Below are 13,316 nucleotides of genomic sequence, written 5' to 3' on the forward strand. Positions count from 1 at the left end.
CCGGCGGACCCGGCGAGCGGGCTCAGAGGCTCAGTGCCCGCTGCTCCCTCAGTGCGCGATGTCCTCGTAGCCCTTGATCTCCTGGGGGCCGCGCGGACCGGGGCCCACGTAGTGCGCGGACGGCCGTACGAGCCGTCCCGTGCGCTTCTGCTCCAGGATGTGCGCCGACCACCCCGCCGTACGGGCGCAGGTGAACATCGACGTGAACATGTGCGCCGGGACCTCGGCGAAGTCGAGCATGATCGCGGCCCAGAACTCGACGTTCGTCGCCAGGACGCGGTCCGGACGGCGGGCGTGGAGCTCCTCGAGGGCCGCTTTCTCCAGCGCCTCGGCGATCTCGAAGCGGGGGGCGCCGAGCTCGCGGGCGGTGCGGCGCAGGACACGGGCGCGCGGGTCCTCGGCGCGATAGACCCGGTGGCCGAAGCCCATCAGGCGTTCGCCCTTGTCGAGGGCCTTCTTGACGTAGGCCTCCGCGTCGCCCGTGCGCTCGATCTCCTCGATCATGCCGAGGACGCGGGAGGGCGCGCCGCCGTGCAGCGGCCCGGACATGGCCCCGACGGCGCCGGAGAGGGCGGCGGCGACATCCGCGCCCGTCGACGCGATGACGCGGGCGGTGAAGGTGGAGGCGTTCATGCCGTGCTCGGCTGCGGACGTCCAGTAGGCGTCCACGGCCGCGACGTGCTTGGGGTCGGGCTCGCCGCGCCAGCGGATCATGAAGCGTTCGACGACGGAGTGCGCCTTGTCGATCTCGCTCTGCGGAACCATGGGCCGGCCCTGGCCGCGGGCGGACTGGGCGACGTACGACAGGGCCATGACGGCGGCGCGGGCGAGGTCCTCGCGGGCCTGGGCCTCGTCGATGTCGAGGAGGGGCTTGAGGCCCCAGACGGGGGCGAGCATCGCGAGCGCGGACTGGACGTCGACGCGGATGTCGCCGGAGTGGACGGGGATCGGGAACGGCTCGGCGGGCGGCAGACCGGGGTTGAAGGCGCCGTCCACGAGGAGGCCCCACACGTTCCCGAAGGACACGTGGCCGACCAGATCCTCGATGTCGACGCCCCGGTACCGGAGTGCGCCGCCCTCCTTGTCCGGTTCGGCGATCTCCGTCTCGAACGCGACGACTCCTTCGAGTCCGGGTACGAAGTCGGACATCAGGCGGCTCCTCGTGATGTGTACGACGGGGGGTTTATGGGGGGCTGGTGGGGCGTGATGGTGGGGGCGCGTCTTGCGGTTGGAAGGGGAAGACCGTGCGTCGGTGATGGGTGGTCGACGTCCGGCTCCACGGTCGGCTCGTGGACTCGCGGTCCGGTACGTCATCCCGGTGATGCCCCGTGCGACCGGCGGTCATCCCACCGGAACGGTGCCAGCACCATATCTCCGAGTGCCACCTTTGGGGAGGCCCTGCGGCACTCAGTGCCACCCACTGACACTCAATGCCGTACCGGGATACGGCAAGATGACCGCGTGACCGACCGCGACCGCTTCCCGGATGAATCCGCCGCCGAGCCCCTCGTCCTGCGCGCTGCGGAAGCCGCCGCCGCAGAAGCCACGGGCGACGCCGAAGAACTCGCCGCCGACCCCGCCGCGATGCGCGCCCACTACCGCGCCGAGGGGCTCGTCGAGGCCGATCTCGCCGCGCATCCCATGGACCAGTTCGGCCGCTGGTTCAAGCAGGCCGCGCAGGCCTCCGTGCAGGGCATGGTGTACGAGCCGAACGCGATGATCGTCTCCACTGCGGACGCGGAGGGCCGGCCCAGCTCACGCACGGTGCTGCTCAAGCAGTACGACGAGCAGGGCTTCGTCTTCTACACCAACTACGACTCCCGCAAGGCCCGCGAGCTGTCCGAGAACCCGTACGTCTCGCTGCTCTTCCCCTGGCACCCGATGGCCCGCCAGGTCATCGTCACCGGAACGGCGCGACGCACCGGACGCGACGAGACCGCCGCGTACTTCCGTACCCGCCCGCACGGCTCCCAGCTCGGCGCCTGGGCAAGCGCCCAGTCCTCGGTCATCCCCTCCCGGGACGAGCTCGACGCCGCCTACGAGGAGTTGAGCGCCCGCTACCCGGAGGGTGAGCAGGTGCCCGTGCCCCCGCACTGGGGCGGCTTCCGCATCGCCCCCCGGACGGTCGAGTTCTGGCAGGGCCGCGAGAACCGCCTCCACGACCGGCTGCGGTACGTGGTGGAGCCGGACGGCGGCTGGCGGGCGGAGCGCCTCAGTCCGTGATGCCGCGGGGCTCAGCCCGTGACGTCGGCGAGGCTCAGCCCAGCGCCTCGTCCAGCAGTACGCCCCACTGCGCCACCACCCGTTCCCGTCGCCCCCCGTCGTTCGTGAGGAGGTTGGCGAGGCCGAGGCCGCGGGACATGTCCAGCAGGCCCTGGACCGTTTCGCGAACGCCCGGGCGGGATTCGTCGGCGGCGAGGAGTTCCACGGCGATCCGGTGGGTCTCGCGGCCCACACGGGCCTCCAGCTCGGTGACCCTGGGGCGGAGCTGCTCCTCGTTGGAAGCGGCGACCCAGAGGTGGAGGGCGGCGCGGAAGAGGGGGCCGGTGTAGAGGTCGACCAGGGCCACGACCACCTCGCGGCGGTCGGCGGCACCCTCCGGGAACAGGGCGCGCAGTGCGGTGGAGCGCTCCTCGGCGACGTACTCCACCGCGGCGGTGAACAGGTCCTCGCGGGTGCGGAAGTGGTGCTGGGCGGCCCCCCGGGACACTCCCGCGCGCTCGGCGACGACGGAGACCGTGGAGCCCGCCCAGCCGTGCTCGGCGAGACAGGCCACGGCGGCCGCGAGCAGCCGCTGCCGGGTGGCGCGGCTGCGGTCCTGCTTGGGAACGTGCGGAAGCCGGGGACTGCGGGGGGCGATTTCGGCCGACTGTGTCGCGTCCGTGGTCACGTCCGTGGCATTCGTAGTCACATCCGTGGCGTCCGTGGGCTCCGCGCGCTCCGCGGCTTCCGTCGTGCTCACACCACCCATGCGGGATCCCGTCGTTCGAGGAAGGCCGTCATCCCCTCGCGGGCCTGCGCGGAGGAGAACAGTTCGGCCGAGAGCGCGGTCAGGGCGTCCGCGTCCCGGTCGAAGGCCTCCAGCACCCTAGCCGTGAGCAGCCGTTTCGTCGCGGCCAGGCCTTGGGGGGAGGCGCGGCGCAGGCCGTCCAGGACGGGGTCCAGGGTGACGTCGACGTCGTCGCCGGTCGCCGTCAGGAGTCCCGTCCGCACTGCCTCCGCCGCGTCGAAACGTTCGCCCGTGAGGTAGTAGCGGGCCAGGGCGCGGGGGTCCGTACGGGGCAGCAGGGGAAGGGAGATCACGGCGGGCGCGACGCCGATGCGTACCTCCGTGAAGGCGAACGTGGCCTCCTTGGAGGCGATCGCCAGATCGCAGGCTCCGAGGAGCCCCAGTCCGCCCGCCCGCACATGGCCCGTCACCCGGGCCACCACGGGCTTGTGCAGCTCGACGATCTGCCGCAGCAGGGCGACGAGCGCCTCCGGGTGCGGGGGGTCGCGCAGGTCGGCGCCCGCGCAGAACGTGTTCCCCGTGTGGGCGAGGACGACCGCGCGGACGTCCCGGTCCTTGCCGCACCGGGTGAGCCCGTCCGCGAGCTCGCCCACGAGGGCGGCGGAGAGGGCGTTGCGGTTGGCGGGCGCGTCGAGGGTGAGCGTGGTGACGGCACGGTCGTGCGTCACTCGGACCAGCGATTCAACCGGTTCAACGGTCATGACAGGCCCCGCAGTTCACGGCGCAGGATCTTTCCGGAGGCCGCCCGTGGGACGGCGTCGATGAAGGTGACGCCGCGGACCCTCTTGTACGGGGCGACGCGCTCGGCGACGTACATCATCACCTCTCCTTCGGAGAGGGTGGGGACGTCGGAGAGGTCTGCCGCCGGACCGGCCGCGGAGGGCTGGCGCACCACGAAGGCGTGCGGGACTTCGTTGTTGTCCTCGTTGTAGACCCCGACGACCGCGGCGTCCGCGATACCGGGGTGGGTGAGGAGCAGTGCCTCCAGTTCGGCGGGCGCGACCTGGAAGCCCTTGTACTTGATGAGCTCCTTGACGCGGTCGACGACGAACAGCCAGCCCCCGGTGTCCACATGGCCGACGTCTCCGGTGTGCAGCCAGCCGTCCGGGTCGATCATCGCGGCGGTGGCGTCCGGCTGCCCCAGATAGCCCTTCATGACCTGGGGACCGCGGATGACGATCTCGCCCGCCTCCCCGACGCCGAGGTCCTTGCCGGGGTCGTCGAGGGAGACGATGCGCATCTCGGTGCCCGGGACGAGCCTGCCGACCGTTCCCGGGGGCGCCTCCTGGGCGGCGTCCACGGGGACCAGGTGCGTGCAGGGAGACAGTTCCGTCATCCCGTAGCCCTGGCCGATGGGCGGCAGCCCCAGCCGCTCGGCGCAGGCCAGCGCGAGCTTGGCGTCCAGGGGCGCTGCGGAGGAGACGATGTACTTCAGGGACGACAGGTCGTACCGCGCCACGGCCGGGTGCTTGGCCAGGGCCAGCACGATCGGCGGCGCCACGAAGAGGCCGCGGATGCGGTGCTCCTCGATGGCCGCGAGGAAGGTGTCGAGGTCGAAGCGGGGCAGTACGACGACGGTGGCGCCCTGCCTGAGGGGTGCGTTCATGAGGGCCGTCAGCCCGTAGATGTGGAAGAAGGGCAGCACCGCGAGGATGCGCTCGCCCTCGCCCATCGGCAAGAAGGGCACCAGCTGCGCCAGGTTGGTGGCGATGGACCGGTGGGTGAGCATCACCCCCTTGGGTATGCCGGTCGTCCCGGAGGAGTACGGCAGAGCGGCGACGTCCGTCACCGGGTCGATGTCGATCTCCGGTTCGGGCGCGGTCGAACCGAGCAGGTCGATCAGTGAGCGATGCCCCGGCGCGCTGTCGCAGACGAAGATCTCCCGCACCCCGCCGGCGAGTTCGGCGGCCTGCCGCGCCGCCTCCAGGATGGGGGACACGGTCACGATCCAGTTCGCGGCGCTGTCCCGCAGCTGCTTGGCGAACTCCTCGGGCGTGGCGAGCGGGTGCACGGTCGTGACCGACGCCCCCGCGCGCGTGGCGGCGTAGAACGCCGTCGGGAAGGCGATGGTGTTCGGGCTGTGCAGGGCGAGGACGTCGCCCTTGCGGACGCCCGCGTCGGCGAACGCGGCGGCCAGCCGCCGGTGGAACCGGTCCAGTTGCCCGTAGGTGAGCGTGGTGCCGTCGACTCCGTCGATCAGCGCGGGCGTGTCGCCGCGCTCGGCGGCGCGGCCGAGGACCGCCTCGTGAATGGGTTCCTCTACGGCCGGGACTTCGGCGTACTCGCTGCGGAACACGGTTCCTCCTGGAGCGGCTCGTGGAGCGGCGGGCTAGTACGACTTGGGCAGGCCCAGGGTCTGGTGGGAGACGTAGTTGAGAATCATCTCCCGGCTCACCGGAGCAATACGAGCCACGCGCGAGGCCGTTATCAACGAGGCGAGGCCGAATTCGCGGGTGAGGCCGTTGCCGCCGAGGGTGTGCACGGACTGGTCGACGGCCCTCACACAGGCCTCGCCCGCCGCGTACTTGGCCATGTTGGCGGCCTCACCTGCGGCGACGTCGTCCCCGGAGTCGTACAGGTACGCCGCCTTCTGCATCATCAGGCGGGCGAGTTCGAGGTCGATGTGAGCCTGCGCGAGGGGGTGGGCGACGGCCTGGTGGGCGCCGATGGGCTGCTTCCAGACGGTGCGCTCGCGGGCGTACTCGACGGCCCTGGAGAGCGCGTATCGGCCCATGCCGATCGCGAACGCGGCCGTCATCACCCGCTCGGGGTTGAGCCCGGCGAAGAGCTGGAGCAGGCCCGCGTCCTCGTCGCCGACGAGCGCGTCGGCGGGCAGCCGCACGTCGTCGAGGGTCAGCTCGAACTGCTTCTCCGCGCTGTGGAGTTCCATGTCGATCCGCCGCCGCCCGAAGCCGTCGGCGTCGCGCGGGACGATGAACAGGCAGGGCTTGAGGCGACCCGTCCGCGCGTCCTCCGTGCGCCCCACGATGAGGGTGGCGTCCGCGATGTCGACGCCGGAGATGAACACCTTGCGGCCGCTCAGGAGCCAGTCGGCGCCGTCCCGGCGCGCGGTGGTGGTGATGCGGTGCGAGTTGGAACCCGCGTCGGGTTCGGTGATGCCGAAGGCCATGGTGCGGGTGCCGTCGGCCAGGCCCGGGAGCCACTCCTGTTTCTGGGCCTCGGTGCCGAAGCGGGCGATCACCGTGCCGCAGATCGCCGGCGACACGACCATCATCAGGAGGGGGCAGCCCGCGGCGCCGAGTTCCTCCAGGACGATGGAGAGTTCGGCTATGCCGCCGCCCCCGCCACCGTATGCCTCCGGCAGGTTGACGCCGAGGTAGCCGAGCTTGGCGGCCTCGGACCAGAGGGTGTTGATGTCGTAGTCGCGGCCGTGGCGTTTGCCGAGGGCGGCCACGGCGGAACGCAGGGCTTTGTGCTCTTGGGATTCGATGACGGGGCTCATGGGGCTCCTGAGGTCCTCTCAACACTGCGGGTCGTATGTGGCTGGTCGCGCCCACGCGGCGGAGCCGCATGATGTGACGGTCCCGCGCCCCTAATGGGGCGCTGTACTCACCGGTGTTGTCTCCACTACTGCCAACAAGGTCCCGACCTCCACCTGTTGGCCGGGGGTGGCGTGGAGGGCCGTGAGCGTGCCTGCTGTCGGCGCGGAGATCTTGTGTTCCATCTTCATCGCCTCCAGCCACAGGAGGGGCTCTCCGGCCCGTACGGCGGCTCCCGCGGCCAGTCCCTCGGCGACGCGGACGACGGTTCCGGGCATGGGGGCCAGGAGGGAGCCGGGGGCCTGCTGGGCGGTGGGGTCGGGGAAGCGGGGCAGGGCGGTGAGGGCGGTGGCGTTCACGAACACCTGGTCGCCGTACCGCGTCACCTCGAACTTCCTGCGTACGCCGTCCACTTCGAGTACGACGAGGCGGGCGTCGGCGTGCACCACGCGCACCCCGTCGGCCGTGAGGCCCGCGCGGGTGTGCTGGTAGCGCACCTCGTGCTCGGTGCCGGCCAGGTCGTAACGCTTGGTCTGGGGCTGCGAGGGGAGGTTGCGCCAGCCGCCGAACCGGGAGCGGGAGTGGCCCCGCGCGTCCGCCAGGGCCGCCGCCAGGGGCGCGTACGGGTCCGGGGACGGCGGCGTGAGGGCGGCGAGGTGGCGCTCGTAGAACCCGGTGTCCATGCGGGCCCCGGCGAACTCCGGGTGCCGCAAGGAGCGCACGAGTAGATCCCTGTTGGTCGCCGGGCCGTGGATGTCGGCACGTTCCAGGGCCCCCGACAGCTTGCGCAGGGCCTCCACGCGTGTGGGCGCGTACGCGATCACCTTCGCCAGCATCGGGTCGTAGTGGACGCCGATCGGGTCGCCGTCGGTGTATCCGGTGTCCAGGCGGACGCTCTCCGGGGCGGCGAGGCGGTGCAGGGTACCGGTCTGCGGGGCCCAGGACCGCGCCGGGTCCTCGGCGTACAGACGGGCCTCGATCGCGTGCCCACGCGCGCGTGGCGGGTCGTTCGCGAGCGCCCCGCCCTCCGCCACCTGGATCTGGAGCGCGACGAGATCGACGTCGAAGACCGCCTCCGTCACCGGGTGTTCGACCTGGAGGCGGGTGTTCATCTCCAGGAAGTGGGGCTTGCCGTCGGCGACCAGGAACTCGACCGTTCCCGCGCCCACGTAGTCGACGGCACGGGCGGCCCGCACGGACAGGTCGTAGAGGGTTTCCGTCAGGTCTCCGAGACCGGGGGCCGGGGCCTCCTCGACGACCTTCTGATGGCGGCGCTGGAGGGAGCAGTCGCGGGTGCCGAGCGCCCAGACCGTGCCGTGCGCGTCGGCGAGGATCTGCACTTCCACATGCCGACCGCCCTCTACGTAGGGCTCGACGAAGACCTCGCCGTCGCCGAAGGCGCTGAGGGCCTCGGCGCGGGCGGCGGTCAGCTCGGCGTCGAGGGCGTCGAGTTCGCGTACGACGCGCATACCGCGTCCGCCGCCGCCCGCGGCCGCCTTGACCAGCACCGGGAGATCGGCGGCGGTGACCGTCTCCAGCGGTTCGAGCCCCATCAGTTTCTTGGCGCGCGTCTTGGAGGCCATCGCCTCGATGGCCTCGGGCGGCGGCCCGATCCAGACGAGGCCCGCGTCGAGGACGGCCCGCGCGAAGCCGGCGTTCTCGGAGAGGAAGCCGTACCCGGGGTGCACGGCGTCCGCGCCGGCGCTCAGGGCGGCTTTCACGATCAGGTCGCCGCGCAGATACGTGTCCGAGGGCGCCGCCCCCGGCAGCCGTACCGCCTCGTCGGCCACACGCGTGTGGAGGGCGTTCTCGTCGGCGTCCGAGTACACGGCGACGGTCCGGATCCCCAACTCACCGCAGGTGCGGAAGACCCGGCAGGCGATCTCGCCCCGATTGGCCACGAGGACAGAAGTAATCACTGGGACCTCACATCCGGAAGACGCCGAAGCCACCGCGCGCACCCTCGTAGGGGGCCGTGTGGATCGCGGACAGGCACAGGCCGAGGACGGTGCGGGTGTCGCGGGGGTCGATGACCCCGTCGTCGTACAGCCGCCCGGACAGGAACATCGGCAGCGACTCCGACTCGATCTGCTGCTCCACCATGGCGCGCAGGGCCGCGTCGGCGTCGTCGTCGTAGGGCTGGCCCTTGGCCGCGGCCGACTGCCGGGCGACGATCGAGAGGACGCCCGCGAGCTGCTGGGGGCCCATGACGGCGGACTTGGCGCTGGGCCAGGCGAACAGGAAGCGCGGGTCGTAGGCGCGCCCGCACATGCCGTAGTGACCGGCTCCGTAGGAGGCCCCCATGAGGACGGACAGGTGGGGGACCTTCGAATTGGAGACGGCGTTGATCATCATCGCGCCGTGCTTGATGATCCCGCCCTGCTCGTACTCCTTGCCGACCATGTAGCCGGTGGTGTTGTGCAGGAAGAGGAGGGGGATGTCGCGCTGGTTGGCGAGCTGGATGAACTGGGCGGCCTTCTGGGACTCGGCGCTGAACAGCACTCCCTGGGCGTTGGCCAGGATGCCGACGGGATAGCCGTGGAGGGTTGCCCAGCCGGTCGTGAGGCTCGTCCCGTAGAGGGGCTTGAACTCGTCGAAGTCGGAGCCGTCGACCACGCGGGCGATGACCTCGCGCGGGTCGAAGGGGTGTCGCAGGTCGCCGGGGACGATCCCCAGGAGCTCGTCCTCGTCGTACTTGGGGGGCTCGGCCGGACCGGGATCGCCGAACGCCTTGCGGTGGTTGAGCCGGGCGACGACGCGCCTGGCCTGGCGGAGGGCGTCCTGTTCGTCGACGGCGAAGTAGTCCGCGAGACCCGACACACGCGCGTGCATCTCGGCGCCGCCCAGGGACTCGTCGTCGCTCTCCTCGCCGGTCGCCATCTTCACCAGCGGCGGCCCGCCCAGGAAGACCTTCGCCCGCTCCTTGACCATGATCACGTGGTCGGACATGCCAGGGATGTACGCGCCTCCGGCGGTGGAGTTCCCGAAGACTACGGCGACGGTCGGGATCCCCGCCGCCGACAACCTGGTGAGGTCGCGGAAAATCGCTCCCCCGGGGATGAAGATCTCCTTCTGCGACGGCAGATCGGCGCCGCCCGACTCCACCAGGCTGATGCAGGGCAGCCGGTTGGCGAGGGCGATGTCGTTGGCCCGCAGGGCCTTCTTCAGGCTCCAGGGATTACTGGCGCCGCCCCGCACGGTCGGGTCGTTCGCGGTGATCAGGCACTCCACGCCCTCGACGACCCCGATCCCGGTCACCAGCGACGCGCCGACCGCGTACTCGCTCCCCCAGGCCGCGAGCGGCGACAGCTCCAGGAACGGTGTGTCGGGGTCGAGCAGCAGCTCGATGCGTTCACGGGCGAGCAGCTTGCCGCGCTTTTGGTGCCGGGCCACGTACTTCTCGCCGCCGCCCGCGAGCGCCTTGGCGTGCTCGGCGTCCAGTTCGGCGAGCTTGGCGAGCATGGTCTCGCGGTGGGCGGTGTAGTCGGGGGCGGCGGTGTCCAGGGCGGACGCCAGAACCGTCACAGGAGGGCCTCCGGGATGTCGAGGTGGCGGGAGCGGAGCCATTCGCCCAGGGCCTTGGCCTGGGGGTCGAAGCGGTGCTGGGAGGCGACGCCTTCGCCGAGGATTCCTTCGACGACGAAGTTGAGGGCGCGGAGGTTCGGCAGAGTGTGACGGACAACTTTCAGATGACAGCTTTCAGTTATCAGATTCTGAAATCTGTCAGCTGTCAGCTGATGAACCAACCAGCGCCACGCGTCATCCGACCGCACCCACACCCCGACATTCGCGTTCCCCCCCTTGTCCCCACTGCGCGCCCCCGCGACCACGCCCAGAGGAGCGCGTCGCGTCGGCCCCGGAGGGAGCGGTTCGGGCAGAGCGGGCTCGGGCGCCGGTTCGAGTACGAGGGTGTCGGTGGCCGGGGCGACCGGCACCCGTCGCCCGTCAGGCAGGACCGCCACGTGCTCCACGGCGTCCTGGGGGACGTAAACGTCCTCGAAGACCCCGTACGGGGAGCCCTTTCCGGGGGGCGCGATCACGTGGAAGCCGGGGTAGCTGGCCAGGGCCAGTTCGATGGCGGCGCCGCTGAGGGTGCGGCCGACCGCGTCCTGGCCGGGGTCGCGAACGACGAGGCGCAGGAGGGCGCTCGCGGTCTCCTGCATGGGGGCGTCGGGGTGGTCGGTGCGGGCGAGGTCCCAGCGGACCTCCGTGGGGCGCGACTTGGCCGCGTCGAGGGCCGTCTCCATCTGGTCCCGGACGAGGGCGGCCTTCGCCTCGATGTCGAGGCCGGTGAGGACGAAGACGACTTCGTTGCGGTAGCCGCCGAGGCGGTTGAGGCCGACCTTGAGGGTGGGGGGCGGGGCCTCGCCTCGTACACCGGAGATGCGGACGCGGTCGGGGGCCTCCTGGGTGAGGCGGACCGAGTCGAGGCGGGCGGTGACGTCGGGGCCCGCGTACCGGGCGCCGGAGGTCTCGTAGAGGAGTTGCGCGGTGACGGTGCCGATGTCCACGAGGCCGCCGGTGCCGTCGTGCTTGGTGATGACGCTGGTGCCGTCCTCATGGAGTTCCGCGAGCGGGAATCCCGGGTGGCGCAGGCGCGCCGGATCGTGGTCGGTGAAGAAGGCGTAGTTGCCGCCGGTGGCCTGGGTGCCGCATTCCAGGACGTGACCGGCGACGACGGCGCCGGCGAGACGGTCGTACGCGTCCGGCGACCAGCCGAAGTGGGCGACGGCGGGCCCGGTGACCAGCGCCGCGTCCGTGACCCGCCCGGTCACCACGATGTCCGCGCCCTCGCGCAGACAGGCGGCGATCCCGGCACCGCCGAGGTAGGCGTGCGCGGCGAGGCTCCTGGGGTGGCCGGCGGTCAGGTCGTCGCCCTCGACGTGGGCGACGCGCACCGGTATGCCGAGGCGGTCGGCCAACTGCCGTACGGCGACGGCGAGTCCGGCGGGGTTCAGGCCGCCCGCGTTCGCCACGATCCGCACGCCCCGCTCGTGCGCGAGGCCGAGGCACTCCTCCAGCTGGCCGAGGAAGGTGCGGGCGTAGCCGCCGGAGGGGTTCTTGAGGCGGTCGCGGCCGAGGATGAGCATGGTGAGTTCGGCGAGGTAGTCGCCGGTGAGGACGTCCAGGGGGCCGCCGGTGAGCATCTCGCGCATCGCGTCGAAGCGGTCGCCGTAGAAGCCGGAGGCGTTGCCTATCCGCAGGGGCGCGACGGTCACCTGGCGTCTCCCTTGGACGCGCGGCCCTGTCCGGGTGGACCCGCGAAGGCCTGTGCGATGTCCAGCCAGCGGTCGGCGTCGGGGCCGTCCGCCCGTACGGCGAGGTCGCCGCGGTGGGCCCGTTGGGTGACCAGGAGACAGAAGTCGAGGGCGGGGCCGGTGACGCGCTGGGGTGCGTCTTCAGGCCCGTACGTCCACAACTCGCCCTCGGGGCCGACCAGTTCGACGCGGAACTCGGTGGCGGGCGGAGTGAGCCCCCGTACGTGGAAGGCGAAGTCCCGGGCCCGTACGCCGATGCGGGCGACGTGGCGGAGGCGGTCGGTGGGAGTGCGCGCCACGCCCAGCGCGTCCGCCACGTCCTGGCCGTGGGCCCAGGTCTCCATCAGGCGGCCGGTGGCCATGGAGGCGACCGACATGGGCGGGCCGTACCAGGGGAAGCGGGTGCCTGTGGGGGCCGCGCGGAGGGCCTCTTCCAGCGCCCTTCGCCCCGCCCGCCAGTCGCCGAGCAACGTGGCGGGCGGCAGCCCGGCCCCCTCCTCCGCGCCCTCGTCCACGAATCCGCCGGGCGAGGCCATCGCCTTCTCGACCTCCTTGGCGAAGGCCTCGGCGTCCGTCACGGCGAGCAGGGCGGAACGGTCCGTCCAGGCCAGGTGGGCGATCTGGTGAGCGACGGTCCAGCCGGCGGCAGGGGTGGCGAGTGCCCAGCGGCTCTCCGCCAAGTCCCCTACCAACATGTCGAGTTCTTCGCTCTCCCGATACAGATCGTCGATCACTGACGACGGGTCGGACACGATGGAGCTCCCCTCGGGGCACGACGGTGTGCGGCGGCGCGCGGCGACGCGCCGCGATGTGCGGCGATGCGCGGCGGGCGTGCGGAGTCTTTCGCGGTGCGCTCTGGAGCATGGCAGCGGGCACAGAAACAAGCAAGCATGCTTGCATTAATTGATGTGCCGCGCGGGCCACGGGGAGATGTTCCGCGCGGACTACAGGGAGCGGAAGACGCCGTCCGGTGCCGCCTCGGCCGCCTCGGCGAAATCGGAGAGGTCGAGATTGGCGATCATCAGGTTGGCGTGAATCTCGTGGATCCCGGCCGGGGCGGTGCGGAACTCGCCGCCTTCGGCCTCGAACTCCTCGTCGCTCTCGCACTCTTCCCTGGTCAGGGTGGACACCGCCGGCAGGGCTCCATGACCGGCGCGCAGGGCGGCGCCGTCGGCAAGGAAGACGACGGCCAGTTCTTCGTCGGCGGAGACCGCCGCGAGTACGTCGGCCGTCGTGAGCCCCGCCCAGGAGGGGTCGTCCACGACATGGACGTACGGCTCGAAGTCCCCGGGTCCCCAGGGCAGGGACAGCGCGAGCTTCAGCGCCGCCCATGCCCCGTCGTCGCTGAAGTCCGTCCTGATGAGCAGCGCCGCGAACTCGTCGCGGCCTGCCGCCCATCGCCCGGTGCGCTCACTCATGACGCAGCCCTGCTCCCCCGCTCGGATCACCGCCTGCACACGCGGCACGCACAGTGGACGAGGGCACCGACAACCCCGCGCGTACGAGTCGGCGGAGGGGGACAGGCGTCGCCGCTGTGCGTGGCCGCGG

At 71.7% G+C, this 13,316-nt stretch carries 11 protein-coding genes; 1 reads left to right on the forward strand and 10 read right to left on the reverse strand.

All coding sequences use genetic code 11. The features are described from left to right. Positions 1-48 precede the first annotated feature (48 nt). Positions 49-1,149 (reverse strand): citrate synthase 2, encoded by a 1,101-nt coding sequence (locus tag ACZ69M_RS31695; RefSeq protein WP_067371957.1) that lies wholly within the window; start codon positions 1,147-1,149, stop codon positions 49-51. A 435-nt stretch (positions 1,150-1,584) separates the two neighbouring features. Here ACZ69M_RS31695 and pdxH point away from each other — a divergent pair, with 435 nt between their 5' ends. Then, positions 1,585-2,223 (forward strand): pyridoxamine 5'-phosphate oxidase, encoded by a 639-nt coding sequence (pdxH, locus tag ACZ69M_RS31700; protein WP_470055560.1) that lies wholly within the window; start codon positions 1,585-1,587, stop codon positions 2,221-2,223. Positions 2,224-2,257: 34 nt separating this feature from the next. Here the strand turns inward: pdxH and ACZ69M_RS31705 are convergent, their stop codons facing one another. The 9 genes from ACZ69M_RS31705 to ACZ69M_RS31745 all read right to left on the reverse strand — a co-directional run bounded on the left by ACZ69M_RS31705 (position 2,258) and on the right by ACZ69M_RS31745 (position 13,186). After that, entirely contained in the window at positions 2,258-2,860 is a 603-nt protein-coding gene (locus ACZ69M_RS31705; protein ID WP_054235666.1) for a TetR/AcrR family transcriptional regulator, read from the reverse strand. A gap of 98 nt (positions 2,861-2,958) precedes the next feature. After that, positions 2,959-3,711 carry an enoyl-CoA hydratase family protein gene (locus ACZ69M_RS31710; protein WP_470055202.1) on the reverse strand — a complete coding sequence of 251 codons (753 nt, stop codon included), beginning with the start codon at positions 3,709-3,711 and terminating at the stop codon, positions 2,959-2,961. After that, positions 3,708-5,306, reverse strand: a complete 1,599-nt coding sequence (locus ACZ69M_RS31715; RefSeq protein WP_470055204.1) for a 4-coumarate--CoA ligase family protein — start codon at positions 5,304-5,306, stop codon at positions 3,708-3,710. Before ACZ69M_RS31715 ends, ACZ69M_RS31710 begins: the two co-directional genes overlap by 4 nt. Positions 5,307-5,339: 33 nt before the next feature. Further along, positions 5,340-6,473 (reverse strand): acyl-CoA dehydrogenase family protein, encoded by a 1,134-nt coding sequence (locus tag ACZ69M_RS31720; RefSeq protein WP_470055206.1) that lies wholly within the window; start codon positions 6,471-6,473, stop codon positions 5,340-5,342. 90 nt (positions 6,474-6,563) lie between these two features. Further along, positions 6,564-8,429 carry an acetyl/propionyl/methylcrotonyl-CoA carboxylase subunit alpha gene (locus tag ACZ69M_RS31725; RefSeq protein ID WP_470055208.1) on the reverse strand — a complete coding sequence of 622 codons (1,866 nt, stop codon included), beginning with the start codon at positions 8,427-8,429 and terminating at the stop codon, positions 6,564-6,566. Between the two features lie 7 nt (positions 8,430-8,436). Continuing rightward, complete coding sequence (locus ACZ69M_RS31730) at positions 8,437-10,035, reverse strand: acyl-CoA carboxylase subunit beta (protein ID WP_470055210.1); 1,599 nt, start codon at positions 10,033-10,035, stop codon at positions 8,437-8,439. Then, positions 10,032-11,729, reverse strand: a complete 1,698-nt coding sequence (locus ACZ69M_RS31735; RefSeq protein ID WP_470055211.1) for an acyclic terpene utilization AtuA family protein — start codon at positions 11,727-11,729, stop codon at positions 10,032-10,034. Before ACZ69M_RS31735 ends, ACZ69M_RS31730 begins: the two co-directional genes overlap by 4 nt. Continuing rightward, on the reverse strand, positions 11,726-12,520 hold the full coding sequence (locus ACZ69M_RS31740) for a TIGR03084 family metal-binding protein (RefSeq protein WP_470055213.1): 795 nt from the start codon (positions 12,518-12,520) through the stop codon (positions 11,726-11,728). The genes ACZ69M_RS31735 and ACZ69M_RS31740 overlap by 4 nt, the downstream gene beginning before the upstream one ends. A 192-nt stretch (positions 12,521-12,712) precedes the next feature. Next, positions 12,713-13,186, reverse strand: a complete 474-nt coding sequence (locus ACZ69M_RS31745; protein WP_470055215.1) for a DUF6924 domain-containing protein — start codon at positions 13,184-13,186, stop codon at positions 12,713-12,715. Between the last annotated feature and the right edge of the window lie 130 nt (positions 13,187-13,316).

The sequence above is a fragment of the Streptomyces sp. NPDC107454 genome, from assembly GCF_055582885.1.